The sequence below is a fragment of the Paenibacillus sp. T2-29 genome, from assembly GCF_052921365.1.
This window is the reverse complement of record NZ_JBREVE010000011.1, coordinates 119,655-145,465: the sequence shown is the minus strand read 5'-3', so window position 1 is coordinate 145,465 and position 25,811 is coordinate 119,655. Positions and strand designations below refer to the sequence as shown.

Here is a 25,811-nt window from a genome sequence, read left to right as displayed (position 1 = left end):
GAGCCTATGGCTTACAAACCCGAACTGCTGGCAACTGCCAGCTCTCCGGAGGATGCCCGTCATATGCTGGAGGCTGGAGCTACTGCATTGCTCATTGGAGATGACCGCTTTGGCATGCGACTGCCAGGACATTTTACACCGGACCAAATCCGTGAGGTTGTGGAAGAGGCACGGAAGCATGCGGCGCAGGTATATATATCTATGACGAATTTGATGACGAATGAGCTATTGCCACTTCTTCCCGAATATGTGCAGACACTAGCTGGATGCGGCGTAGACGCCATTGAGTTTAATGATCCAGCAGTGCTTATGGCTGTGAAGGAGTATGCACCTCATCTGAAACTCTTCTGGAACGGAGAGATGATTTCTACCAACTTCGCAACCGCCAACTACTGGGGGGAAAAAGGGGCGTCACGTGTCATCTTGGCTCGTGAGCTCAGTATGGATGAAATTACGGAAATGATTCCAAAGTTGAATATAGAAGCACAGGCTCAGGTACATGGAATGACCAATATTTATCACTCCAAGCGTAAGCTTGTTCAAAGCTATATGCTGCACCAAGGTCGCACGGTAGAAGGCGATCTCGGCAGAGGGCGTGGCTTGTTTCTGATTGAATCAGAGCGGAAGGAAGAGAAGTTCCCCATTTACGAAGATATCAACGGGACACATATTATGAGTTCGGATGATTTTTGTATCATAGAGGACCTGCATATTCTGATGGAGGCGGGTGTGCACAGCTTTAAGATCGAGGGCTTGTTGAAACCCACCGCTTACAATGAGGCAGTTGTCCGTGCTTATCGCAAAGCAATAGATAGTTATACAGCCGACCCGGATGCTTATGTTTATGATGAAAGCTGGCTGGATGAGGTTCGCCGTCTTCAAGACCCTGAACGGGAACTCTCCTTCGGATTTTTCTACAAAGAGCAGGTTTATTAATTACAAAATGAATTTACAGAGGGGGGAACGTCATGGGAACGATCACCAAAACGAGAAAATATACAGGTAAACGGAATCGTCTGGATAAGCCAGAGCTGTTGGCTCCTGCCGGAAATCTAGAAAAGCTGAAGTTTGCCGTTCACTATGGTGCAGATGCTGTATATATTGGTGGACAAAAATACGGTCTGCGTTCTAACGCCGATAATTTCAGTTTTGAAGAAATGCGTGAAGGTGTAGAATTCGCCAACAAGTACGGTGCTAAGGTGCTTGTAGCGACTAATATCTATGCTCACAATGAAGATATTGCTGGAATTGAGGAATACTTGCGCAATCTGTATGAAGTAGGAATTCATGCCGTTATCGTCGCTGATCCGGCCATTGTATCCGTGGCATTGCGAGCAGTTCCTGGATTGGAAGTGCATTTGAGCACACAGCAGTCCACGCTGAATTGGCAAGCGGTAAAGTTCTGGAAAGACGAGGGGCTGCCGCGCGTGGTACTTGGACGTGAAACCAGCTTGGAGGAAATCGAAGAAATTAAAAAGCATGTGGATATCGAAATCGAAGCTTTTGTCCATGGTGCGATGTGCTCTTCATTTTCCGGGCGCTGCGTGTTATCTAATCACTTTACAGACCGCGATTCTAATCGTGGAGGATGTTGTCAGTCTTGCCGCTGGAAATATGATTTGTTTGAGGATGCCCGTCCAGGTGAGGTTTGGATATCTGAGGAAGAGGCACAGGACAACAATGTACTAAAACAGTTCCAGCTTGGCGTTAACCAGCTTCCATTGTTTGAAGAGAGCGATAATGCTTTTTCTATGGGTTCCAAGGATCTGTGTATGATTGAAAATATTCCTGATCTGATTGATGTGGGTGTAGACAGCTTTAAAGTGGAGGGACGTATGAAGTCCATCCACTATGTGGCTACGGTCGTGAATGTCTACCGTCAAGCGATTGATTCCTATATGGCTGATCCGGAAAATTATGTACTCAAACCAGAATGGATTGAAGAAATTAACAAGGCAGCCAATCGTCCGTTAAATACAGGATTCTTCTATGATACACCGGATCATGAGGATCATATTTATGAGCCGGAAGAAAAAGCAGTCCCTTATGATTTTGCCGGACTGGTCATGGATTACGATGCCGCAAGTGGCATCGCAACGATTCAACAACGTAACCATTTTAAACCAGGGCATGAAATTGAATTTTTCGGGCCGAACGGAACGTTTTTCAAACAAACGGTCGGAACGATCTGGGATGAGGAAGGCAACGAATTAGATGCTGCACGTCATCCGCTTCAACGAATCAAAATGAAGGTAGATCAGCCTGTATCGTATTTTGATATGATGCGTAAAAAGAAGTAAATAAGCCTTAAGTCACAGGTGAAAAGATTCAAAAGCCTCTCCTATCGGTTGGAGAGGCTTTTTTTTGAATAGTTTTCTAGGAAAAAAGTTTCACAAAATTTAGTTGGTACTCAAAGGAAAGCTACATTCCTTGTCGAATAGTTCCGATAGAGATTATATAGATAATAGATACATAAAGGATGACGTGGAACAAGAAACTAATTATATAGTGGTAGGTGAGAGGAATGGGTTTTCGGAAAAAAGAGAGAAATGTAGCAAAAAGGCAACCTAAGAAAACGGATCCAATGAAAGGCTTGAAAGGAAGTAAAGTAACAACGGATAAAGGGGAGGAGACGGTTGTGATGTTTTCGAAAGATACTCCCTGGGTAGCTAAGGCCTTACGTAAATGCATATACAATTTAAAGCGTTTACTTAAGCCTGAAAGATACAGTAAGGATTTTATGCATTTGGTCAAAAACTATAATCCGATCCGTTCGGTTGGAATGAAGTTGTTTCTGATCTTTTTTGCAGCCATTATGTTATTCGTGGTCAGCCTGGGGATGCTCTCGTACTACAAAGCTAAAAGTACGATTGAACAAAATGCAGCTACAGCGTATCAGCAAACAGTTCAGCAAACTTCGGAAAAGCTTGATATTATTTTAGAGCGCTTTCAAGACACGTCGACACAGGTATTTTTCGATACTGAATTAAGTGATCAGTTGCAAAAGGCTGTAAAGCAAGATAAAAATCCCTTTGCATCTTTTGTTGCTATGGGCGAAGTAAACAAGAAATTAACGAATATTGCTTTTACAAATAAAGCGATTGATTCATTGTACCTGTACCCGGAAGAAACCAGTTTAGCTGCAATGGGTACCGGAACACAAAAGGATGTACGGCAGGAAGCATGGTTCAAGGATATTTTGAAAAACAAGGGAATGGTTTGGCTACCTACGCAGGTGAATGACAATGGCAGCAAGACCTTTCGTCTGGCACGCTCCATGAACAGCATGTCCGGGTTGGGAGGGACTTATGTTCTGGTTATGGATTTAAAGGCCAGTGCGGTGGAGGACGAGTTGAAAGGTGTTAATTTGGGCTCAGGCAGTATGATTAGCCTTGTGACAGATAAGGGTGAGTTTGTAGGCTCTAACAATGAGAGTTTGGCAGGAGGAAAGACAAAGCTGGATTACGTTTCCAAGCTTGAAGGGATCGAAGGGAATCAAATTATGGAGCAGGTAGCAGACGGAAAAGAGCAAAGTGTGCTTGCGGTTCATAATACACTGGGAACTTCCAAATGGATTCTCGTGGGTGTAGTGCCTGTATCTGAACTGGTGAGAGACGCCAGGGGAATACTTACCACAACCTGGGTATTTGCTGCGGTAGCGGCACTCATTGCATTGTTCATTGGTTTGTGGATGGTACGTCTTGTGGCTCGTCCATTGACACACCTGAAGGATTTAATGATTGAAGGCGCCAAAGGCAACTTGCAAATCCGAACGAAGTATAAGGCACAGGATGAGATTGGACAGTTGTCTGAAAGTTTTGATACGATGATGGAACAAATTACACTGCTGGTAGAACAGACGAATGCATCAGCACAGGAGGTACTGAATACAGCGACGGAACTGAGTGATGCCTCGAAGAAGACAGCCGTTTCAGCCAAAGAAATTGCAGCCGCAACGGAAGAGATTGCTCATGGTGCCACTAGTTTGGCAACAGAGGCGGAACGTGGCAGCGGGTTAACCGGGAATATATCCCAGCAAATGGATACGGTTATGACTTCTAATCATGAAATGAGTCTGGTCGCACAAGAAGTTGAACAGTCCAGTGAAAAAGGGACAGTTCAGCTGAAAAATTTATTAAGCAAAACTAAGGTTACGGAAGAAACTACGCATGCTTTGGTAGGCAAAGTAGATGAACTGAAGCAGACAACTTCCGATGTCTTTAAAGTGCTGGACGTATTACAGGATATTGCTAAACAAACGAACATTCTATCACTGAATGCGACGATTGAAGCGGCACGAGCTGGGACAGCCGGGCGTGGTTTTATGGTGGTAGCCAATGAGGTTCGTCAGTTGGCAGAGCAATCACGTCAAGCCATTCGTACGGCTACAGGTATTACAAATAATATCGTCAATGAGATGAATGAAACGGTACAGGCGTTATCTGAAGTGTACCCGCTGTTCCGGGAGCAGATGGGAGCTGTACAAGAAACGACGGACATTTTCCAATCGGTGCAGCAGCAAATGGGAGAGTTCACGCTTCGGTTGGGAACAGTCACCGCATCCATTCATCATCTGAGTGAATCGCAGACTACTTTGTCCGAGGCAATGACCAATGTAAGTGCGGTAGCCGAGCAATCCTCGGCTACTTCGCAGGAAGTCGCTTCTCTCAGTAATGAGCAGGCCAATATCGGTAATCAGCTGGTAGGCTTGTCTGATAAGCTGGAAGGAGTATCGGTGAATTTGAAAGAACAGCTTTCGAGGTTTACAGTGTAGGTGTTCTGAAATCAGGGGTATCAGGAGCGCAAATTATGAATACAAACACAAAGTTGGCTTGGGCGGTTCTAGCCATTACTATTTTTATAACGGTCTATTATTCGTTAGATGAAATTTTAGGTTGGAGCCCATATTCCTCACTAGATATCCCATAAATTCGGTAACCCATTCGACATCCATGTTGAGTGGGTTTTCTTTTTCCATCACCGGACATACTATTGGAAAAATGATGAAAGGAGGATGAATGTGTCTAGGCGTCATAACAGTTTCAATCGTCAACGTCGAATTGCATATATAGCCCTGGGGATCATGGTATTACTACTGATTTTATGTTTCCGACTGGCTTGGATTCAGGGGACAGCGGGTATTCATTTGTCACTTTATGGGGGGCATTCGCTTAAAGAAATGTCAGTACGTCAGCGACAGGAAGGAATCGCTATTGATACTGGGCGGGGACAGTTTACAGACCGACACGGGCAGCCCTTGACTGGAGGAGTCGTATGGACGCCAGTGCTTTTTCCCGATGTAGATGGCCAAGCTGCTTTGCATGGACAAGAACTGGCCAAGCTACTGCATACGAGTAAAGGGCAACTGTTGACGCGATGGAGGGAACTGCAATCTCCACTCATATGGCGGGATGGACGCGGAGAGCCTGTACAAATCCATCCGAATGAAGCGGGCAGACTGTTGAAGTTAGCCCCTTCGCTCATAGAGCTTGTACCGTATGCGCAGCGTTATAGGGATATGCCCAATGGCAGACAATGGCTTGGTTTTCTGTATGAACGTGGTGAACGAGCAAGTGAACTGCCGATGGGGGCAGCTGGCCTGGAAAGAACGCTCGAGCCACTGCTAAGCGGCGTTGGTGAGACGTTCGTCTCTCGGTCTGTAGATGCGCAACGTCGTCCATTGACTCATGTCCCGCTTCGTGTCAGTGCTCCATCCAATAGTCACTATCCATTACAGGTGCAGACTACAATTGATCTCCCGTTGCAGGAACAGATTGAGAAGCTGACAGAATCTAATCATTTGGCAGAAGGTGCAGTGGTTGTGCTTGACGCAGGCAACGCGGATGTTATGGCGATGGTGTCTCGGCCTTTTTATAATCCCATTCATATTGATCCGCAGCAAAAAACAGACTGGTCTAATCGTGCCCTCAAAGCGGTAACGCCTGGTTCTATTTTTAAGTTGGTTACGGCTGCGGCTGCACTTGAATCAGGTGTGGTTCAACCGCAGGAGCAATTTCATTGTCATGGAGCCTATGGCAAGTACGGATTGTCTTGCTGGAAAGAAAAAGGACACGGAACCCTGAACCTGGAGGAAGGGCTTGCCGTATCCTGTAATAGTGTGTTCGCTCATCTCGGCGAACGGCTTAACGCTGAGCAAATTCAGGCCGCAGCCTCTGCACTGGGATTGAGTCGAACCGTGGGCTGGCAGGAACGGAATCTTGCAGGGCTACCTCAATTCAGACCGCTGGATCACGAAGAAAAGGGAGCCGTATTCGGCTCCCATACGAATGCATCTGATCCAGGCGTACGTGTGCAGACAGCTATCGGCCAGCGTGATGTGCTGGTGACGCCTCTCCAAGCAGCCAACCTCATCGTCACCTTGCTGCACGATGGTCAAGTACATGCACCGCGTATCGTAAAACGCATCAGCTACGCAGACGGAAGTACCTTGCTGGAGCTACCTGCTCACGCTGCTCCTTTACCCCAAGGCAGCCGCTCGATTCGCACATCCACGGCTCATACGCTGCGTGAAGCAATGGAACAGGTTGTGGCACACGGTACAGGTGCCTCCTTGCGCAATAAAGCCTGGAAGCTGGCCGGTAAATCGGGTACGGCCCAAGCTTTAAAAAACGGTCACCCAATAAATCACCAGTGGTTTATTGGTTACGGTCCGATAGAGCGGCCACGTTATGCGGTTGCCGTCCTAGTGCAAAATGCTTCAGCGCATGCTGCAAATCAGGCCACAGTACTGTTCGGTCAAGTCATGGATCTGCTAGCTCAATCCTCCTGAGTTCCGCGAGTAGCTTCACGCTCTTCCTCCTGAATTTTGACGATAAACGGAGGCTCGTCAAATTCCTCAGTCGGAAACCGAATCCATTGCTGCAAATAACCTTGCTGCCACAATTCCTTGAGCAAAATGATCAGAATGGGGGATAGGATTAATCCAGCCAATCCGAAGATGGATAACGATATAATGGCAAAGGAAAGCATTAGATAGGCAGATGAAACGCCGATAGAATTACCAGTAATTTTGGGCTCTGCCAACTGGCGCACAATCACGGTGACAGCCATGACAATAAGCAAGCCTACAGCCAAGCCGGTATTGCCCGTGATGAACAAATACACTGCCCATGGAATAAAGATAACAGGCACACCCAACAATGGCAGAATATCAAACAAAGCTGCTACGAGCGCCAACGATAGGGCATTATCCACTTGCAAAATGAGTAAACCTATAAATACGAGCACAAAGGTAATTCCTACCAGTAGGGCTTGGGCCTTGAGAAAGGCAGAAATGGCTTTAAGTACATGATTTTTTAGAAAAAGATATGCTGTTTTTAGTGTCTTCGGTGTTTTACTGCGGGCAATTCCTTTCCAGAGATTAATTTCCATACTCAAAAAGAACGCTAAAATGATGGCAACCGCAAAGTTGCCCATAAAAACGGTAAAAGAGCTGAGAAATTGAATGAAAAAGGATAATCCCAGCTGTGCCCATTTCGTAGCAATGGTGGTAGCAGTCGCAAAATAATCATTTACACGTTCGGTAACACCCGGAGGCAAGGCAGCAATTTTATCTTGAGATAGATGAAGAATCCGCGTGAATTCCGTTTGGATAATCTGGGTATAATGTGGGAGGTTTTGCGCGACTTTTGTAAATTGAGTAACCAGGATCAGGCCCAATCCGAAAAAAATAGCCAGTAATAAGATGATAAACAGCAATACGGAGAGTGCGGAGGCAAAGGGTTTTTTCATGCCTTTGCGATGAAAATAACGGGCAGCAGGTTCAATGCACCAAAACACAACGAATGAAAGGAACACAGGTGCTGCTAGCTGATACAGCTTGCTGGATACGAACATAATTAAATACACGGTTAATACGATCAGACCGATATCAAAAACAGTACGCCAATATTTTTTGTACAATGGAAGCATATGTATACAACGACTCCTTTAAGATTTTTATTTATTGTACACTAAATTGAATCTCAATGCTGACCATAAGCAAGGGCGAAATCTCGGCATGCTTACGTCATTGTGATAACATATAAGTAAGTGAGTTTTACTCAGGAGGCCTGCTTGGAAGTTCAGAATAGAAAAGTGGGGATAAAACGTGCAGACTTTGCTGTTATGGATGTTTTACATTTCAACTTTTTATGCTTTTATTCCGGCGCTGGTTAGTCGTATATTTGGTTTCCGGGTGTTCCGACGCGGCAAAAGTGACCAAGAATATGCGCTAACCTTTGATGATGGTCCTGATCCAGTCTATACACCACAGTTGCTCGATTTACTCAAGCGTTTTGATGCCAAGGCTACTTTTTTTGTTGTAGGTATGAATGCCGAAAAACACCCTGAGCTTCTGAAGCGCATGCATGATGAAGGTCATCTGATTGGCATCCACAATTATGTGCACAAATCGAATTGGCTCATGCGGCCTGTTACGGTTAGACGACAAATTACCCAGACAGAGTCAGTCATTCGTCGAGTAACTGGCGAAGGAACGACCTTTTATCGTCCACCTTGGGGGATTGTGAACTTTTTTGATATTTCCAAAAACAATGGTCGTCGAATCGTATTATGGTCCTCCATGTTTGGTGACTGGAAGGCCAGCATTGGAGCGAAACAACTAGCGGAAAGAATGCTCAAAAAGCTGAGGGGTGGCGAGGTGATGCTGCTCCATGACTGTGGTACGACATTGGGAGCTGACGCAGAAGCGCCACAAAATATGCTCATTGCACTAGAGAAGCTATTGAGGGTCGCCCAGGAACAGCAATTACGCAGCGTCCGCGTGGACACATTGTTTTGCCGTCAGTCTGGCAATCAATCCACTGTCTCTAGCTTGTCCAGTACAGATTGGATTAAAAGAACGATGGTATTCGGATGGCTACAATACGAGCGACTTTTTCATGCCTTGTTCCGTCTTCGTCCTGTCAGCAAGGATAATACGATCTTTTATTATCGTCGCCGTATCTATCATGGACCAGATATAAACATGGAGAACGGTAGGTGGCTGGAAAAAGGGGACCCCATAATTGAGCTTCATTTTGACAATAAAATGTTGTTTCAATTGGGAGCGACGGCAAAGTCCTTGGTACATCTAGCGATTCAATTGATTCGGGTTGTGAAAAGACAACTGCCTGATCTTACCCAACGGGTTGTACATGATTCTGGTATGAAGGGTGTAAAGGCGATCTATGCAGTAAGTATGATTCATCGAGGGCCTGAAAAATTAGGCTTTCAAATTCAGGAGCTTCCCCAAGGACTGTTTAAGTATGTGGCTACTGTATATTTAAAGCTGTTATTTCGTGTCATCCATCCTTCGGGTTCAGAACAATTGAGTGAAAAAAAAGAGGTCATGGTACCGAAACTAATCGTGATGCCCATTGATACCTTGTTTGAACGTTTTCAACCGGGAGATTCGCACCGGGCAGACCAGGCTTTTGAACCAACTGATCAAAGGGATGTGGTTCATACATTTAACAGTGAAATGACCGAAGAAGGGGAGCCTATGCATACTTCGATCAGGGCTTCTCAAACAGCGGATACAGGATCAAGCAGTTGACCTAATAAAAAAAGCTTCTCGATCCTTTGTAGGAGTCGAGAGGCTTTTTAGTGGTTCATACAATAATCTATCTTGGCAAAGCACTTAGATTTTCATAATTCCGCCGTTACTTGCGTTCGTCACCAGCTTGGAATAACGCGCCAGGTAGCCTGTCTTCACTTTCGGCTCGAAGCCTTTCCAGTTGGCACGACGACGGTCGAATTCTTCGTCCGTAATGTGAAGCTCAATCTTACGATTGTTCAGGTCCAGCTCAATGATATCGCCGTCCTCAACAAAAGCGATAGGTCCGCCTTCTGCTGCTTCAGGGGAAATATGACCGATGGAGATACCACGGGAAGCACCTGAGAATCGTCCGTCTGTAATCAGACCAACCTTGGCACCAAGCCCCATGCCCACGATTTGTGAAGTTGGAGCGAGCATTTCAGGCATACCAGGTCCGCCCTTAGGACCTTCATAACGAATAACAACAACATGTCCTTCGGCGATTTTACCGTTAGCAATGCCAGCCAGCGCATCTTCTTGTGAATCAAAGCAGATGGCAGGACCTTTGTGATAACCGCCAACAGAAGGATCGACCGCACCGACTTTAATAATGGAACCTTGTGGTGCCAAATTGCCGAATAATACAGCTAGACCACCGCGCTCGGAATAAGGGTTGTCCAATTTGTGGATGACGTTAGTGTCCAGAATTTCCTGACCCTCTACATTTTCACGAATGGTTTTTCCGGTTACAGTAATGCAGTCACCATGCAGTGCGCCCGGTTTCTTCAATAGTTCATTCAGCACTGCGCTTACGCCGCCTGCATTATGAACATCCTCAATGTGATAGTCGGAGGCAGGTGCCAATTTGGACAAATGAGGTACACGGTTTGCGACTTCATTGATGCGTTCAATAGGGTAGTCAACTTCAGCTTCATGGGCAAGTGCCAATGTATGCAATACTGTATTCGTAGAACCGCCCATTGCCATATCCAGTGCAAATGCATTATCAATCGCTTCTTTAGTCACGATATCACGTGGTTTCAGATCGAGCTTAATCAATTCCATCAATTGGCGTGCAGATTGTTTAACGAATTCTTTGCGCTCTTCTGCTACGGCGAGGATGGTGCCGTTACCTGGCATAGCCAGTCCCATCGCTTCTGCGAGACAGTTCATGGAATTCGCTGTGAACATTCCTGAACAGGAGCCGCATGTTGGACAGCCGTATTGTTCTAGCTCAAGCAAGCTTTGATCATCGATTTTGCCCGCTTGGAATGCACCTACGCCTTCAAAGACGGAAGTCAGGGAAATAGAGCGTCCGTTTTTGTCTTTACCAGCTTTCATAGGACCGCCGCTGACGAAAATAGTCGGAATGTTAACACGCAATGCCCCCATCATCATACCAGGGGTAATTTTATCGCAGTTAGGAATACATACCATGCCATCAAACCAGTGAGCGGAAACGACAGTTTCCAGAGAATCTGCGATAATTTCGCGGCTTGGCAGAGAATAACGCATACCGATGTGTCCCATGGCAATGCCATCATCTACACCAATAGTGTTAAATTCGAAAGGTACACCGCCTGCTTCACGAATGGCCTGCTTGACAATTTTGCCAAATTCCTGCAAATGGACGTGGCCCGGTACGATGTCAATATACGAGTTGCATACCGCAATAAACGGTTTATCGAAATCTTCTTCCTTGACACCCGCTGCGCGCAGCAAGCTGCGGTGAGGAGCGCGGTCAAAGCCTTTTTTAATCATATCGGAACGCATTTTCGTCTTAGCTGTCATGATGCTGGTTTCCCCCCAAAGTATAAAAATGGTATGGCGTTCAATGAACGCCGTAATAGCGCAGATGTTTTCTAAAGAGTCTATCATAGTTGTGCGCATTTTTCTACATATATGAGGATTTTGAAAAAGTATAGAAGTGTTCTGTAAGCAACAATATATAGATATGAACAGTTTTATTTATCTATATATTGCATCTCCGAGGATTTGAATTGGATGCTTCGAAACTCTGATATTCTGATATGTTAGCTTATCGGATAAATAGGAAAAGCCCATGCCGCAATAAAGCGGATGGGCCTCAGGCTTGTTTTTATGTTAAAGGAGGGGGTATATGAAACTATATTTTAATTTCTGCCACCTTTACGACCGATGTCTCTGTAGAAATTTTTGTCATGCGACTCAGCTGTAGCATCGCCGCCCTTTTTGCCGATTTCCTGATAAAATTCCTTATCATGTGAGTTTGCGGTTGCTTTTCCGCCTTTTTTTCCAATCTCCTGATAAAATTCCTTGTTGTGCTTCTTGGAAGTAGCTTCTCCACCCATACGGCCTGCTTCTTCGCGACTCATTTTACCCTGATTTTGATTACGTGCCATGACAAATCACTCCTTATGAAAAAGTTGTTTTTTGTTGCGCGTATCTTTTACTTACCACATCTTGCCTGTATGAAACAGGTACTATGCGTGAAGTAAAGAGGGGGAGACCCACTTCCATTTTCGTCTGTAAGCGGGTTGTCGCGTGCTGATTGTGAAATATAAATGGATAAAAAATTACGCAGACCGTCTAAAAAGATAAGGAGCTGGCTTCAACATCCACTCTACTTGTGGCTCAATCAGAGGTCGTGTTGCAGTTCGAACCCAAGGCATGGTCAACAGACAGCACAGACCTGTGGCGGACACTAGAATCAACATGACTTCCACAGGAGTATCTATATACTCGTAGACTCCTTTTGCAACAACGGAACGGACGATTAAGCCATGGAGCAAAAAGACATATAATGTACGCCGTCCCATCTCGGTTATACGCCCTATGACGGCTGGAACAAAGCTTAGAAACGCCATAGATGCTATCCATTGAACTCCATAAATGCCGATACGGTAAATCCCTGCGTACCATTCGGTATGGCCCAGTTCACCATAAGTCATGTTGCCATATAGCCAGCCTGCCGGGATGCCAAAATACGACGTTCCCGCCAGTACCATAAGTAAAAGAGATACAATACCGGCGATGATACGGACAGGTGTTGTGAAGAAGCGTCGAACGTCCGCATAATGCAAATGATAACCTGCTACAAAGTAAGGCAAATAAACAAAGGTTCTGCATACGCTTAGCCATATACCGTCTACGGGGAGATATCCGACAAGAATACCCAGTAGCACGGATATACCCAGTTGGAAGACTGGTGGTATTTTCTGAAAAGACAGCATTAACAGTCTCCAGCAGATGTGGCTGGCAAGGAACCAAAGCAGCAGATAAGGAGCAAAAAAAGAATGATGGATATGGGGAACGTGAAAGATTACGACATCCAAGACTGAATAAAGGGATTGGAAAATCAGATATTGCATACCGATCTGAAGCAGAACTTTTTGTCCTGCGAGACCTGTCAAAGTGGTTTTGGCAAAGTAGCCTGTAACGAGTACAAACAACGGCATATGAAACATGAATATCCAGCTGAACCATTGTTGGGCAAGATGAAGTGAACCGACTAATGGCTCCAGGGCGTTTCCTGCAAATACGCATATAATCAACAGAAATCGCAAATTGAGAAAGAAGCTTTCCCCTTGTACATCATGGCTTGTCGTCATGTGTTTCCCTCCGAACGGCTTCTGCCGATTAAACTATTTAAAAAATAATTCTTTACAAGGAACAAGGTACGATACTCTGGACCTCAACATTGTGATTTTATTCACAACAGTAAGCGCTATCATGTCCTTTTTATGTGGCGAAAGCTTGAACACGGAATAAAGATGGGCTCATGTCTGGAAACGTGTGCTCATTTGACCCTGTATGTGCAACGATGTTACCCTAACAGGGTTATAGCTATGCTATCGAATACAGCGAAACCTTTTATATTCAAGCTAAGAATTACGAGGTACGAAAGACGAAAGGAACTTTTATAATGAGAAGAAGAACAAGAAGATCATACAATTCTTATGGGACACGCGGTTCTCGGAAAATATGGAAAATTCTTTTAGGCATCCTAATTGTCATCGTGCTAATCGCGGGTTGGGGAGCATGGAAGGTATTTACGCCTTATCAGCCTGACGAGACGGCTGCTGCTGCATTAGCCGAAATAGCGGATACTGTGAAAGTAAATGAGCAAGAGCATTGGTTAAGTTTTGAGCCTGCCAAAAGAAGTGGATCAGGAGTCATTTTGTACCCAGGGGCGTTGGTTAAACCCGAAAGTTATGCGCCCTTGGCACGCCGTTTGGCAGAAAAGGGACATCATGTGATTATTGGAAAAATGCCACTGAACCTTGCATTGATCTCACCGGATTTGGCGAATGAAGTGCTGAAGGCGTATCCGGAGGAAGCCTTTGTTATTGGCGGTCATTCGTTAGGTGGTGTGATGGCGGCCCGATATGCAGCTGCACATTCTGATCAGATCAAAGGTGTATTTTTCCTTGCTTCCTACCCGGATAACAAGGGTAATTTAAAGGATAAAAATCTGCCAGTTATTTCTCTGTTAGGAAGTGATGATGGTGTCATCCAGATGAAAAATGTCCAAAGTGGGAGAACTTATTTACCTGCCAACACGCTGTATTTTACAGTCGAAGGGGGGAACCATGCCCAATTTGGCAGTTACGGTGCCCAGAAAGGGGATAATCCTGCGAAAATTAGCGCCGTTGAGCAATGGAACCAGACGGTAACGGCTTTACAGGATTGGATGAAAGAGAGTGTGGATTCAGCTTCTAAGAACCCGTAAAGGAGGTGTAATGCATGTCTGAGCTGATCGTGCAGGGGAAGCGATACCCATGCCGTGGCATCTTATTCGATAAAGATGGCACGCTGCTGGATTTTATTCAGTTGTGGGGCCCCTGGGCTCGTTCTATACTGGATATGATGGAGCAGCATCTTGTCGTGGCGGGAGCCGGTTTTACAATGGAAAAAGGCAACGTTCTAGGTACTGTTCACGATCGGGAGGGACATGTGATCGGTTACGATCCTTCTGGCCCGCTGGCAATGGGAACGGTGGACGAAAGTACGGGTGTACTGGCTTGGCAGCTTTATACTGCCGGTGTCCCGTGGAATGAAGCTGTGCGGCTTGTCCGCGAATTTAATAAAACAGCGATGGCTGACGTCCGCCGACATCGGGCAGCGAAGGTGTTTCCAGGGTTACGGACTTTATTGGAGAAAAGTCGCCATGCCGGAATAAAGCTGGCGGTTGTGACCTCTGACAGTACAGAGGCTGCACAAGAGCATTTGGAGTGGATGGGGCTGACATCCTATTTTGACGAGATCATTGGACATGATAGGGTTACATACGGCAAGCCTGATCCGGAAATGGCTGAAACAGCTTGCGCGTTACTAGGACTGTCGCCGGCGGACGTGGTAGTGATCGGAGACAGTAATGGGGATATGCAGATGGGCAAGCGTGCTGGAGTACGGCTAGCCATTGGATTTGCGCCGGCATCGGAACGTTCCAGTCATTTGCTGGATGCGGATAAGGTGGTTCGTGGATATGAAGAGCTGGAGGTGCGTAGAGCATGAAAGTTAATACATTGGCGGAATGGATACAGCAATCACAGAATATTGTTTTTTTCGGCGGAGCAGGGACATCAACGGAAAGTGGTATTCCAGATTTTCGTTCAGCAGCAGGCTTGTATCAGAGTGAGGAAAAATTGCCCTACTCTCCTGAGGTTATGCTTAGCCGCTCTTTTTTTGTGAAGCATCCTGAAGTATTCTTCGATTTCTATCGCAGCAAAATGCTGCATCCCGATGCGAAGCCGAACGGCTGTCATCATTTTCTCGCGTCTTTGGAAAAGCAAGGCCGTCTTAAAGCGGTTGTGACGCAAAACATTGACGGATTACATCAGGCTGCAGGCAGTAGAAATGTACTGGAGCTTCACGGCTCGGTACATCGCAACTACTGTATGGAATGCGGCCGCTTTTACGGGCTAAATGAAGTGATGAACAGTTCCGAGGTTGTACCTAAATGTCCGGTAGATGGAGGGATTATCAAACCGGATGTCGTTTTATATGAGGAAGAGTTGAATCAGGATACCCTTATTCAATCCATTCAGGCCATTTCTCAAGCAGATCTGCTGTTAATTGGAGGAACGTCACTGACAGTTCATCCTGCGGCGGGCTTGATTACTTATTTTCATGGTAAACATACAGTGCTGCTGAATACAGACCCCACCTCGTATGATCACAAGGCGGATCTTTTGATCACTGAACCGATCGGTAAAGTTATGGAAAAACTTGCTCATCAATTGGGCTTGTAATCGTTTTCTTGTCAACGCCCGGATAAAAGCGCTATGATGATGGTGTAATGGACATAACAATGTTTCGAGAGAGGCTGTGATAGCATGGTTTATTTAGCTGGCGAAGATCGTTATGAAAGTATGAAATATAACCGTACAGGGAGATCGGGTCTTAAACTGCCCGCTATTTCGCTAGGCTTGTGGCACAATTTTGGCGGGATTAACAACGCGGAGAATGGTCGCAGCATGATTACTCGCTCCTTTGATCTGGGCATTACGCATTTTGATTTAGCTAATAACTATGGTCCTCCTGCAGGTTCAGCTGAGGAATTTTTCGGACAAGTGTTAGCCAGTGATATGAAACCGTACCGGGATGAATTGGTCATCTCAACCAAAGCAGGCTACCATATGTGGGCAGGTCCTTATGGTGACTGGGGATCTCGTAAGTATATGATATCCAGTCTGGATCAGAGTCTGAAGCGATTGGGACTGGACTATGTCGATATATTCTACTCTCACCGCTTCGATCCGAATACGCCGCTGGAAGAAACGATGGGAGCACTGGATCATATCGTACGTTCCGGCAAAGCGCTATATGTGGGCGTGTCTAATTATAGTGCAGAGCAAACGGCAGAAGCAGCTCGCATTTTGAAGGAGCTTGGAACACCGATGTTAATCCATCAGCCGAGATACTCTCTGCTTGACCGCTGGATTGAAAATGGATTACAAGATGTACTGGACGAAAACGGGATAGGTAGCATTGCCTTTTGTCCACTGGCTCAGGGACTGCTAACCAATAAATATTTGAACGGAATTCCCGAGGATTCACGCGCGGCAAGCACATCGGTATTCCTGAATGAGAACCATGTGACGCCCGAAACTCTGCGCAAGGTGCGCGCCTTGAATCAGATGGCTGCTGCACGTGGACAAAGTTTGGCTCAATTCTCACTGGCATGGGCTCTACGCGGTGAACGTCTGACCTCTGTCCTGATTGGGGCTAGCCGTGTAAGCCAAATCGAAGAAAATGTTGAAGCTTTATCCAATCTGGAGTTTTCACAGGAGGAGTTGGATCGGATTGATTCGATTCTAAATGCCGGGAACGGACAAGACGGCGGCACAGCCTAATGACAAAAGATATTCCAGAGTTATCGGCCTAATTTCACATTCTCTTATAAATATATACTTAACAGCCCGCATCCATTTGAAGGATGCGGGCTGTTTGCGTTATGGCTGGGAGCAGGGGAAACCAATGCCCTGTCCAGCTCCCCTGTAAAAGAAGATCAACCGTCTGTTGGAAGCAGCAGCTTCGTAAAGCCTCTTAAAGCTTACTTTACGACTGTGGATACTGCTTAACCTTGCTTCGGTACTCGGTTGGAGACTGCCCACAGAAGCGTTTGAATTGACGTGAGAAATATAGAGCATCGGTTAATCCTACAGATGCAGCCACTTGTTCAACCGACAGCTCAGGACGTTCGCGCAGCAGTTGACGTGATTTGTCGATCCGTAGCTTAAGCAGATAGGTGACGGGGGAGATGCCCGTTTCCTTTTTGAATATCCGTGATAAGTATGCACGGTTATAACCAAGTCCTTCAGACATTTGCTCAATGGAAACGGGGTGTGCGTACTGAGTGGACATGTATTGAACCATCTGCTTGACTGTACGTCGAATTTGCGAATCCGCCCCAGATGGATCAGTCCAGTCACTAAGGTAATTGCTTGCTTCTCCCATAATCAGGTACAAATAGCCCAAGGCTGAAAGATGAGAACTAGATTTTCTGCTGTAAAAGGCCAATTGCATTTGCTCCAGATAACCGGGAATGGGACTTTGATCAGCAGCATGGAAAACAGGCTGATGAACACGCAGTCCTGCCTCCTGCACCACCTGCTCCGTATGGTGTCCGGTAAAGGCAGACCAACGATAACGCCACGGTTCCTCTTCATCAGAGGTGTAGCTCACCAGCTGACCGGGATGAATAAGGAAAAAATCGTTTTTTTTAAGCTGATATGTGTGCTGTTCTGTTCGAAAGATGCCTTTGCCCGACTCTACAAAGTGAAGCAGATAATAATCATAGATTTTCGGTCCTACGGCATGACCGGATTTGGTCTGGCTCTCTCCTGCAAAAAGCACATGCAGCGGGCTATTTTCATAAAACACCGGATTAGAGGCGACAGCATAACTATATGAATGCGCTTGCAAAATAGGCTCATCCTTCCTGCATTTGTGAATAGTTTAGTGGATGCGGTATACTTACATTGTACATGTCCAAGTCACATTTATCCATAGCTTAAACACATGGATGCATTACATTGTGTGACGCTTTCATTTATACTGAAATCATAAGAGATGTCAACCTGATTAAGATATTACAGGGAAATCAGGGAGACTTTTACTAACGGTGAATGAGGTGGAAGCGGGTATGAACTCTACTGAATTAAAGAAACATTTTATTGAAAAATATGGTGAAAGCAGCAATGAACTGCTGATATTTCATGCACCTGGCCGTGTCAATCTCATTGGAGAGCATATCGACTATAATGGTGGTTATGTACTCCCGGCTGCGCTGGAATTTGGTACGACGTTGATTCTTCGTGCACGCAATGATGATCAAATTCATTTTGCTTCGACAAACCTGTCGTATGAAGTGTCTATCCCCCGCGGAGAGATAGGAAAAAGCAAAACGGATGAGTGGGTGGACTATCCGGTGGGTGTACTGGTGGAGTTGGCTGAAAAGGGTGTTTATCCGTCTAGCGGATACGACCTGCTCTATCATGGCGAAATACCGAACGGAGCCGGATTATCCTCCTCAGCCTCGATTGAGGTCGTGACAGGCTACGCTTTCCTAACTACCGAAAAGCAGAAAACCGACACAGTCGAAATCGCTTTGTTGTCCCAGCGGGCAGAAAACAATTACGTGGGTGTCAATTGCGGCATTATGGACCAGTTCGCTGTAGCGAACGGAGCGGCTGATCATGCAATCCTGCTGATGTGCGATACGCTGGAGTACCGTAAAGTGCCATTCCGCACAGGAGCTTATAAGCTTGTGATCGGCAATACGAATAAGCGCCGCGGTTTGGTGGATTCAGCCTATAACGAGCGTCGCAGTCAATGTGCGGAAGCACTGTCCATTTTGCAGCAGCAGGAGCCGTCACTGGAATACCTCGCACAGCTGGATGAGGCTCGGTTTGGAGAGCTTCAGCATCATATTGCTGATGAAACAGTCCGTCGCCGGGCACAGCATGTGGTGGAGGAAAACGCTCGTGTGCTGGCCTCTGTCGAAGCTCTCGCGGCGAATGAACTTGCAGCTTTCGGTCAGTTAATGAACGCTTCTCATGATTCATTACGTGACTTGTATGAGGTCAGCTGCACTGAGCTGGATGTTATGGTCGAAGAAGCACGACGCATTCCTGGCACGCTGGGTGCTCGCATGACAGGGGCTGGGTTTGGAGGTTGTACGGTTTCATTGGTTCATGAGGATGATGTGGATCGTTTTGTAAAGGAAGTCGGTGAAGCTTATCAGACTCGTACAGGGCTGGAAGCCAGCTTTTATGTATGCAAGGCAGGAGACGGAGTTAAAGAACTGAAGGAGGACGAATAACATGGCCATTTTAGTCACAGGTGGAGCTGGATATATTGGTTCACATACCGTAGCAGAATTGTTGGATTTGGGAGAAGAAGTTGTTGTGCTGGATAACTTGCAAACCGGACACAAAGGAGCATTGCTTGGAGGCAAGTTGTATGAAGGCGATTTGAGGGATAAAGAACTTCTGTCCAAACTGTTCTCTGAAAATAATATCGACGCAGTTATTCATTTTGCAGCCAACTCGCTGGTTGGGGAAAGCATGCAAAATCCTGGAAAGTATTATGACAACAACGTATTTGGTACGTTGAGCTTGTTGGAGGCAATGAAAGATGCTGGCGTAAGCAAGATCGTATTTTCCTCGACTGCGGCTACCTACGGCGAACCGGAAAAGGTGCCGATTGAAGAAGGTGACCGTACAGAGCCAACCAACGTATATGGTGAAACAAAGCTGATGATGGAGCGCATGATGTCGTGGTTTGATAAAGTATTAGGCATCAAATACGTATCTTTACGGTATTTTAATGCGGCTGGTGCGCATGAGAGTGGCAAGATCGGTGAAGATCACCGACCAGAAAGCCATCTGATCCCATTGGTGCTCCAGACAGCATTAAAACAGCGTCCACATATCGCTGTATTTGGTGAGGATTATGCGACACCGGACGGAACGTGTGTCCGTGATTACATTCATGTAAGTGATTTGGCGGATGCTCATGTGCGCGCAGTGAATTACTTGCGTGAAGGTAATGACAGCAACATATTTAATCTGGGCAACGGGCAGGGCTTCTCTGTAAAGGAAGTTATTGAAACGGCACGCAAGGTCACTGGGCTCGACATTCCAGTTGTTACAGAACCCCGCCGTGCAGGCGACCCAGCAATATTAGTTGCCTCTTCTGACAAGGCTCGTTCGGTGCTGGGCTGGAGTCCAAAACGTACCCAACTGGAGGATATTATTAGCGGAGCATGGGGATGGCATCAGTCACACCCTCAAGGCTACGGCGACGAATAGACGGGAGACGATGACATATGACCGAGCGCCAATCCGTAGATAAAGGCCAAGATCGGGAACCTTCCCGGCACCTGGCCCATGACATCAATGAAACTGTACAGCAATCGGCTCTATATGCGGTGGAGCAACTGGTTGCATTCGCGCAAAAAAAGGGCTTGATCGGTCTGCAAGATACAGATTACAGCCGTAATCTGTTATTAGAGCAGTTCGGGTTTTCGGAGCCTTATTCTGGTGGGGAAGCAGGGGGCATTATTGCCCCCGAAGCTCTCCAGCCTGTGCTTAATGTATTGATAGATTATGGTTTTGCCATAGGGCTTATCCCTGAAAACACTGATACGTATCGTGATTTGCTGGATTCCAAAATCATGGGGCAGCTAATGGCGAGACCGTCTGAAGTCATCCGTGACTTTCATCAAACGGAGGCTGAACGTGGTATAGAAGCGGCTACAGATGCTTTTTATCAACTATCCATTGATTCGAACTACATTCGTATGGATCGGGTAGCCAGCAATGTGTACTGGAATCAGTCAACACCTTATGGAGATATGGAAATTACGATTAATTTGTCCAAGCCAGAAAAGAGTCCTAAGGAAATTGCAATGGCGAAGCTTTTGCCGCCTCCTGTTTATCCCAAATGTCAATTGTGCCGTGAAAACGTTGGATACGCGGGGAGGGTAAATCATCCGTCCCGTCAAAATTTGCGTATCATTCCGGTAGAATTGAATGGGGAACCGTGGTTTTTTCAATATTCACCTTATGTGTATTACAACGAGCATTGCATTGTGTTCCATCATGATCATGTACCCATGAAGCTTACAAAGGATACGCTACGGCGGTTGCTGGCCTTTACGAAAGCGTTTCCGCATTATTTCATTGGCTCTAATGCGGATCTGCCCATTGTCGGAGGGTCGATCCTGACTCATGATCATTTTCAGGGTGGTCGTCATACATTCCCAATTGAAAAAGCGGGTGTGGACGGCGTATACCATACTGAAGCATTTCCGCAGGTTACGGCAGGTATTGTAAACTGGCCAATGTCGGTCATTCGTTTTACGTCAACAGATGCCGAGGCACTGTTGGAGGCGGGGAATGCTGCTTTTGAAGCCTGGAAAGGTTATAGTGATCCATCGGTAGACGTTCTCTCTCATACCGAGCTGGAGGGGGAAACGATTCCGCATAATACAGTAACTCCGATTGTGCGACGGGATTCCGAAGGAAGATATCAGATGGATCTCGTACTGCGCAACAATCGAACGAGTGAAGAGTACCCTGAAGGTATTTTTCATCCCCATCGCGAGATGCATCATATCAAAAAGGAAAATATCGGTCTAATCGAAGTGATGGGGCTTGCCATCTTACCAGGGCGACTCAAGGATGAACTGGATGGAATTGCTGATATTTTGTGTGGGAACGATGAATTGGCTGTGGCTATGCAGCAAGAAGAACATCCACTGTTTAAGCATGCAGACTGGATTTACCAGTTGAATACCCGGTTTGGTGGTCTGTCTGACAAAGAGACGGCTGTCCGTACCGTGCAAAATGAGGTCGGACTGAAATTCAGTGAAATTTTAGAGCACGCAGGAGTGTATAAACGGAATCCATCCGGTCAGCAAGCGTTTGGCCGTTTTATGAAACAATTGGGATATACCTTGGGAGAATAAAGTAGCTTGGGTTGCCACATAATACAATACGAGAACCCTCCCAAGATGTGAAATATAACCATACTCCTTAAGGAGTATGGTTTTTTTTCTGAAAACAAAGCAATTTGTTTCCTGTAACCATAAAGGTTATAATAGAGTAGTTTCTTAACATTAAACTTTAGAAATATTGGAGGCGAGCGTTTGCGATGAAAGCATTCGAATTTTATAATCCTACACAATTGATCTTTGGTAAAGGACAATTGGAGGCTCTCAAGCGTGAAGTTCCTAAATACGGTAAACGTGTACTGCTTGTATATGGCGGCGGCAGCATTAAGCGCAGCGGTTTGTACGATAATGTAATAAAATTGCTTGGTGAAATTGGTGCAGAGGTAACAGAACTGGCTGGTGTAGAACCGAATCCTCGTTTGTCTACGGTACATAAAGGCGTTGAATTGTGTAAAACAAATCAAATTGATCTTGTACTGGCTGTAGGCGGTGGTAGTGTACTGGATTGCTCCAAAGCTATTGCTGTCGGTGCAAAATATGATGGCGACATGTGGGATTTTGCAGAGCGTAAAGCGGCTCCACAAGCAGCCTTGCCATTAGGTACGGTTCTGACCATGGCGGCAACCGGTTCTGAAATGAACGCAGGTTCTGTTATTACAAACGAAAAAACTCAGGAAAAATTGGGATGGGGCAGTGTACATGCGTTTCCTGCGTTTTCCATTCTTGATCCGGTGAACACATACTCTCTGCCACAAAATCAAACGGTTTACGGAATTGTGGATATGATGTCACATACGCTCGAGCATTATTTTCATTTGGAATCCAATACTCCGGTTCAACTGGGCTGGTGTGAAACGACTTTGCGTACGGTCATAGATGCGGCTCCGGGACTGGTCAACGATCTGGAAAACTACGAGCTGCGTGAAACGATTATGTATTGTGGTACGATGGCACTGAACGGCTTCCTGAACATGGGGCTGACAGGTGACTGGGCTACTCACAATATTGAGCATGCTGTGTCTGCTGTTTATGATATTCCGCATGGTGGAGGACTGGCTATTCTGTTCCCGAACTGGATGAAACATAACTTGCATGTGAAGCCTGAACGTTTCAAACAGCTGGCTGTGAATGTGTTCCATGTAAACCCAGAAGGCAAGAGTGACGAAGAAGTAGCGCTGGAAGGTATTCAAGCATTGCGTGATTTCTGGAACTCGATTGGTGCGCCAAGCCGTCTGGCTGATTATGATATTGATGCGTCCAAAATTGATGTAATGGCTGATAAAGCTGTGAAATTCGGACCTTTCGGAGGCTTTAACAAGCTCAATCGCGAAGATGTAGTCGAAATTTACAAAGCATCCCTGTAAACAGCATTTGGATCATAATAGGCATGTTTGTGCGTCATTAGACGTACGAACGTGCTTTTTTGGGTTTAATTTGGAATATTGGAGGTAAATTTTGAAACTTTTTAAGGTTGAATACGTAAACATAGTTATAGACTGGAAACCAGACTGAAAAGGTACATGGAAGGAGGAGTCGCATGGAAACCTTATTTTGGTGGTTGTTGGCAGGAGGCGCAATCTTTACTGTGGTTAGTGTGTTGATCGGGGATGTACTCGGTAGCTGGCTGGATGGGGCGTTAGAGTTGCCGGGCCTTGATTGGTTCAGACCTGTCGTTCTACTTGGGGCTATGACTGCTTTTGGCGGGGCTGGAGTACTACTGACAAAGTATACTGGGCTGACCATGGGCTGGGTTGTTGTGCTAGCTTTAGGGATTGCACTTATTATTGGAGTGCTAGTGTTTTTTGCATTTATCAAGCCCATGGCGAATTCAGAGGTATCCAGCGGCTTCTCGATGCGTGAACTAACTGGCAGAATCGGTGAGGTTACCATTCCTGTACCTGAGGTTGGTTACGGGGAAGTTATGATCCGCTTGGGTGCAGGCAACACCATACATACAGCATCTAGCTTTGATCACAAACCGCTAGCTGCGGGAACCCGTATTGTCGTGGTTGAGGTCGCAGAGGGCGTCGTCCGCGTAGCGTACCTGGACACATAGACGGCGCATTCGCTTAACTTGAAGGGAGCGTGATCGGGAGTGTCAAATTTGCAAGATATTGTGTTGGTCCCTGGAATTGTTGTCATTGTTATCGTCATATTAGGGATTGCTTTTTGGGCCCGTTACAAAACGGTAGGACCGGATGAAGGAATGATTGTGACAGGTTCTTTTCTGGGAAATAAAAATATTTCCGAGGATGAATCTGGTCGCAAGATTAAAATTGTACGTGGTGGGGGCGCCTTCATTTGGCCTATTTTCCAACAGTCCGAATTTATCTCTCTGTTGTCTCACAAATTGGACGTAACCACACCGGAAGTATATACAGAGCAAGGAGTGCCCGTGATTGCGGATGGTGTAGCGATTATCAAGGTCGGCAGTTCCATTGAGGATGTAGCCACAGCAGCGGAACAGTTTATCGGAAAGCCACTGGAAGCTCTTAGGGGAGAGGCTCAGGAAGTGCTGGAGGGACATTTGCGGGCAATTCTCGGCTCCATGACAGTAGAGGAAGTATACCGTAATCGGGATCGGTTTGCGCAGGAAGTACAGGGCGTGGCTGCGCGCGATCTGAAAAAGATGGGCTTGCAAATCGTTTCATTCACTATCAAAGACGTACGCGATAAACATGGGTATCTGGATGCGCTCGGTAAGCCGAGAATTGCTGCTGTGAAAAGGGATGCAGAGATTGCAGAAGCCGAGGCAGTGCGGGATGCCCGAATTCAGAAGGCACGAGCAGAACAGGAAGGACAGAAGGCCGAACTGTTGCGGGATACGAATATTGCCGAGGCAGCCAAGGAGAAGGAACTGAAGGTGGCTTCGTTTAAGAAAGAACAAGATACAGCCAGGGCAGAAGCCGATCAGGCTTATCACATTCAGGAGGCCCGTGCCAAGCAGACTGCCGTCGAGGAACAGATGAAAGTCGAGTTGGTACGTAAGGAACGGGAGATTGATATTCAAGCCAAGGAAATACAGGTACGTGAAAAGCAATATGATGCGGAAGTGAAAAAGAAGGCGGAAGCCGATCGGTATGCAGTAGAACAAGCGGCGGAAGCCGACAAATCGCGTAAAATGCGTGAGGCGGAATCGCTGCAATACTCGATTGAAACACAGGCTAAAGCGTCAGCTGAACAAAAACGTCTAAACGGGCAAGCAGAAGCGGATGCAGAACGGGCCAAAGGTACAGCCGATGCAGATGTCATCCGTTTGCGTGGTCTCGCGGAAGCTGAGGCCAAGGAAAAACTGGCGGAGGCGTTCCAGAAGTTTGGAGAGGCTGCCGTGCTCGATATTATCGTGAAAATGCTGCCGGATCTGGCAGGACGCATTGCCGAACCGATTGCATCCATTGATAAACTGACTGTTGTGGATACGGGTAAAGGGGAAGGAGCAACGCGTGTCAGCAATTATGTCACCGAACTGATGGCGACGGCTCCCGAGATGCTTAAGAGTGTATCCGGTATTGATGTAGAGCAGTTGATCAAGGGACTAACCACTGGAAAAAAAGGTCTTCATTCCGTACCGTCCTCCGGTGATGTGAACAAGCTACACAATCCAGCCTCGGTTGAGATGGCACTAACGGATAAAGAATAACGATAAGCCTTTGGGGAACAGATTCTTAGCCCCCAAAAGACCGCTTTTCATCACAGCATTTCCTGGAAATTGTGATGAAAAGCGTTTTCTTTTTATTGACCTTTAGCGGAATATTTGGTACTTTAACGTGGATTCCTCTGAGCTTCATGCTATAATTCTTAGGATCAAGGTTCTGATAAAAGAGG

20 protein-coding genes are annotated in these 25,811 nt (G+C 46.2%); 15 read left to right on the top strand and 5 right to left on the bottom strand.

The window, feature by feature from the left end:
- Nucleotides 1-6: 6 nt before the first annotated feature.
- The 4 genes from ACU1JV_RS23735 (at nucleotide 7) to ACU1JV_RS23720 (ending at nucleotide 6,790) form a co-directional block, all read left to right on the top strand.
- Nucleotides 7-936 (top strand): peptidase U32 family protein, encoded by a 930-nt coding sequence (locus ACU1JV_RS23735; RefSeq protein WP_058830112.1) that lies wholly within the window; start codon nucleotides 7-9, stop codon nucleotides 934-936.
- A 32-nt stretch (nucleotides 937-968) separates the two neighbouring features.
- A complete protein-coding gene (locus tag ACU1JV_RS23730; protein ID WP_013372602.1) occupies nucleotides 969-2,300 on the top strand; it encodes a peptidase U32 family protein in 1,332 nt (443 codons plus the stop codon).
- A gap of 224 nt (nucleotides 2,301-2,524) precedes the next feature.
- Nucleotides 2,525-4,774: a methyl-accepting chemotaxis protein gene (locus ACU1JV_RS23725; protein ID WP_413986854.1), complete on the top strand. Its 2,250-nt coding sequence runs from the start codon at nucleotides 2,525-2,527 to the stop codon at nucleotides 4,772-4,774.
- 240 nt (nucleotides 4,775-5,014) lie between these two features.
- Entirely contained in the window at nucleotides 5,015-6,790 is a 1,776-nt protein-coding gene (locus tag ACU1JV_RS23720; RefSeq protein ID WP_253806521.1) for a peptidoglycan D,D-transpeptidase FtsI family protein, read from the top strand.
- Here the strand turns inward: ACU1JV_RS23720 and ACU1JV_RS23715 are convergent.
- Nucleotides 6,778-7,932: an AI-2E family transporter gene (locus ACU1JV_RS23715; protein ID WP_013372599.1), complete on the bottom strand. Its 1,155-nt coding sequence runs from the start codon at nucleotides 7,930-7,932 to the stop codon at nucleotides 6,778-6,780. The genes ACU1JV_RS23720 and ACU1JV_RS23715 overlap by 13 nt on opposite strands.
- Nucleotides 7,933-8,110: 178 nt before the next feature.
- Here ACU1JV_RS23715 and ACU1JV_RS23710 point away from each other — a divergent pair, with 178 nt between their 5' ends.
- Nucleotides 8,111-9,559, top strand: coding sequence for a polysaccharide deacetylase family protein (locus tag ACU1JV_RS23710; RefSeq protein ID WP_413986853.1), 1,449 nt, complete (start codon nucleotides 8,111-8,113; stop codon nucleotides 9,557-9,559).
- An 84-nt stretch (nucleotides 9,560-9,643) separates the two neighbouring features.
- On the opposite strand, the gene ilvD is transcribed toward ACU1JV_RS23710, so the two are convergent.
- The 3 genes from ilvD to ACU1JV_RS23695 all read right to left on the bottom strand — a co-directional run bounded on the left by ilvD (nucleotide 9,644) and on the right by ACU1JV_RS23695 (nucleotide 13,131).
- Complete coding sequence (gene ilvD, locus ACU1JV_RS23705) at nucleotides 9,644-11,332, bottom strand: dihydroxy-acid dehydratase (protein ID WP_016324645.1); 1,689 nt, start codon at nucleotides 11,330-11,332, stop codon at nucleotides 9,644-9,646.
- Nucleotides 11,333-11,673: 341 nt separating this feature from the next.
- Complete coding sequence (locus ACU1JV_RS23700; protein ID WP_413986852.1) at nucleotides 11,674-11,922, bottom strand: KGG domain-containing protein; 249 nt, start codon at nucleotides 11,920-11,922, stop codon at nucleotides 11,674-11,676.
- A 174-nt stretch (nucleotides 11,923-12,096) separates the two neighbouring features.
- Nucleotides 12,097-13,131 (bottom strand): acyltransferase family protein, encoded by a 1,035-nt coding sequence (locus ACU1JV_RS23695; protein WP_413986851.1) that lies wholly within the window; start codon nucleotides 13,129-13,131, stop codon nucleotides 12,097-12,099.
- A gap of 314 nt (nucleotides 13,132-13,445) precedes the next feature.
- Here ACU1JV_RS23695 and ACU1JV_RS23690 point away from each other — a divergent pair, with 314 nt between their 5' ends.
- From ACU1JV_RS23690 to mgrA, 4 genes are all read left to right on the top strand, one after another.
- Entirely contained in the window at nucleotides 13,446-14,252 is an 807-nt protein-coding gene (locus ACU1JV_RS23690) for an alpha/beta fold hydrolase (RefSeq protein ID WP_013372593.1), read from the top strand.
- A gap of 14 nt (nucleotides 14,253-14,266) precedes the next feature.
- Nucleotides 14,267-15,037 carry an HAD family hydrolase gene (locus ACU1JV_RS23685; RefSeq protein WP_165083083.1) on the top strand — a complete coding sequence of 257 codons (771 nt, stop codon included), beginning with the start codon at nucleotides 14,267-14,269 and terminating at the stop codon, nucleotides 15,035-15,037.
- A complete protein-coding gene (locus tag ACU1JV_RS23680) occupies nucleotides 15,034-15,774 on the top strand; it encodes an NAD-dependent protein deacylase (protein ID WP_040103078.1) in 741 nt (246 codons plus the stop codon). The genes ACU1JV_RS23685 and ACU1JV_RS23680 overlap by 4 nt, the downstream gene beginning before the upstream one ends.
- An 84-nt stretch (nucleotides 15,775-15,858) precedes the next feature.
- Nucleotides 15,859-16,878: an L-glyceraldehyde 3-phosphate reductase gene (mgrA, locus tag ACU1JV_RS23675; protein ID WP_025676133.1), complete on the top strand. Its 1,020-nt coding sequence runs from the start codon at nucleotides 15,859-15,861 to the stop codon at nucleotides 16,876-16,878.
- Between the two features lie 205 nt (nucleotides 16,879-17,083).
- Here mgrA and ACU1JV_RS23670 read toward each other — a convergent pair whose 3' ends face one another.
- On the bottom strand, nucleotides 17,084-17,950 hold the full coding sequence (locus tag ACU1JV_RS23670) for an AraC family transcriptional regulator (RefSeq protein ID WP_025676132.1): 867 nt from the start codon (nucleotides 17,948-17,950) through the stop codon (nucleotides 17,084-17,086).
- 220 nt (nucleotides 17,951-18,170) lie between these two features.
- On the opposite strand from ACU1JV_RS23670, the gene ACU1JV_RS23665 reads away from it, so the two are divergent.
- The 6 genes from ACU1JV_RS23665 to ACU1JV_RS23640 all read left to right on the top strand — a co-directional run bounded on the left by ACU1JV_RS23665 (nucleotide 18,171) and on the right by ACU1JV_RS23640 (nucleotide 25,626).
- Nucleotides 18,171-19,349 (top strand): galactokinase, encoded by a 1,179-nt coding sequence (locus ACU1JV_RS23665; RefSeq protein ID WP_025676131.1) that lies wholly within the window; start codon nucleotides 18,171-18,173, stop codon nucleotides 19,347-19,349.
- A 1-nt stretch (nucleotide 19,350) separates the two neighbouring features.
- The gene (galE, locus tag ACU1JV_RS23660) at nucleotides 19,351-20,340 is read left to right on the top strand and encodes a UDP-glucose 4-epimerase GalE (RefSeq protein ID WP_013372586.1); all 990 of its coding nucleotides are present in this window, start codon (nucleotides 19,351-19,353) and stop codon (nucleotides 20,338-20,340) included.
- Nucleotides 20,341-20,357: 17 nt separating this feature from the next.
- Complete coding sequence (locus ACU1JV_RS23655) at nucleotides 20,358-22,001, top strand: UDP-glucose--hexose-1-phosphate uridylyltransferase (RefSeq protein WP_413986850.1); 1,644 nt, start codon at nucleotides 20,358-20,360, stop codon at nucleotides 21,999-22,001.
- Between the two features lie 185 nt (nucleotides 22,002-22,186).
- Nucleotides 22,187-23,350, top strand: a complete 1,164-nt coding sequence (locus ACU1JV_RS23650; RefSeq protein ID WP_413986849.1) for an iron-containing alcohol dehydrogenase — start codon at nucleotides 22,187-22,189, stop codon at nucleotides 23,348-23,350.
- A 173-nt stretch (nucleotides 23,351-23,523) separates the two neighbouring features.
- The gene (locus tag ACU1JV_RS23645; protein WP_413986848.1) at nucleotides 23,524-24,042 is read left to right on the top strand and encodes a protease; all 519 of its coding nucleotides are present in this window, start codon (nucleotides 23,524-23,526) and stop codon (nucleotides 24,040-24,042) included.
- Nucleotides 24,043-24,090: 48 nt separating this feature from the next.
- Complete coding sequence (locus tag ACU1JV_RS23640; protein ID WP_413987509.1) at nucleotides 24,091-25,626, top strand: flotillin family protein; 1,536 nt, start codon at nucleotides 24,091-24,093, stop codon at nucleotides 25,624-25,626.
- The last annotated feature ends 185 nt before the right edge of the window (nucleotides 25,627-25,811 follow it).

Bases quoted from the DNA above. Each gene is read 5' to 3' on its own strand.
- ACU1JV_RS23725 (WP_413986854.1), top strand. From the start codon at position 2,525: ATGGGTTTTCGGAAAAAAGAGAGAAATGTAGCAAAAAGGCAACCTAAG.
- ACU1JV_RS23695 (WP_413986851.1), bottom strand. From the start codon at position 13,131: ATGACGACAAGCCATGATGTACAAGGGGAAAGCTTCTTTCTCAATTTG.
- ACU1JV_RS23655 (WP_413986850.1), top strand. From the start codon at position 20,358: ATGACCGAGCGCCAATCCGTAGATAAAGGCCAAGATCGGGAACCTTCC.
- ACU1JV_RS23680 (WP_040103078.1), top strand. From the start codon at position 15,034: ATGAAAGTTAATACATTGGCGGAATGGATACAGCAATCACAGAATATT.
- ACU1JV_RS23735 (WP_058830112.1), top strand. From the start codon at position 7: ATGGCTTACAAACCCGAACTGCTGGCAACTGCCAGCTCTCCGGAGGAT.
- ACU1JV_RS23715 (WP_013372599.1), bottom strand. From the start codon at position 7,932: ATGCTTCCATTGTACAAAAAATATTGGCGTACTGTTTTTGATATCGGT.
- ACU1JV_RS23700 (WP_413986852.1), bottom strand. From the start codon at position 11,922: ATGGCACGTAATCAAAATCAGGGTAAAATGAGTCGCGAAGAAGCAGGC.
- ACU1JV_RS23720 (WP_253806521.1), top strand. From the start codon at position 5,015: ATGAATGTGTCTAGGCGTCATAACAGTTTCAATCGTCAACGTCGAATT.
- ACU1JV_RS23650 (WP_413986849.1), top strand. From the start codon at position 22,187: ATGAAAGCATTCGAATTTTATAATCCTACACAATTGATCTTTGGTAAA.
- ilvD (WP_016324645.1), bottom strand. From the start codon at position 11,332: ATGACAGCTAAGACGAAAATGCGTTCCGATATGATTAAAAAAGGCTTT.
- mgrA (WP_025676133.1), top strand. From the start codon at position 15,859: ATGGTTTATTTAGCTGGCGAAGATCGTTATGAAAGTATGAAATATAAC.
- ACU1JV_RS23645 (WP_413986848.1), top strand. From the start codon at position 23,524: ATGGAAACCTTATTTTGGTGGTTGTTGGCAGGAGGCGCAATCTTTACT.
- ACU1JV_RS23730 (WP_013372602.1), top strand. From the start codon at position 969: ATGGGAACGATCACCAAAACGAGAAAATATACAGGTAAACGGAATCGT.
- ACU1JV_RS23685 (WP_165083083.1), top strand. From the start codon at position 14,267: ATGTCTGAGCTGATCGTGCAGGGGAAGCGATACCCATGCCGTGGCATC.
- ACU1JV_RS23690 (WP_013372593.1), top strand. From the start codon at position 13,446: ATGAGAAGAAGAACAAGAAGATCATACAATTCTTATGGGACACGCGGT.
- ACU1JV_RS23665 (WP_025676131.1), top strand. From the start codon at position 18,171: ATGAACTCTACTGAATTAAAGAAACATTTTATTGAAAAATATGGTGAA.
- galE (WP_013372586.1), top strand. From the start codon at position 19,351: ATGGCCATTTTAGTCACAGGTGGAGCTGGATATATTGGTTCACATACC.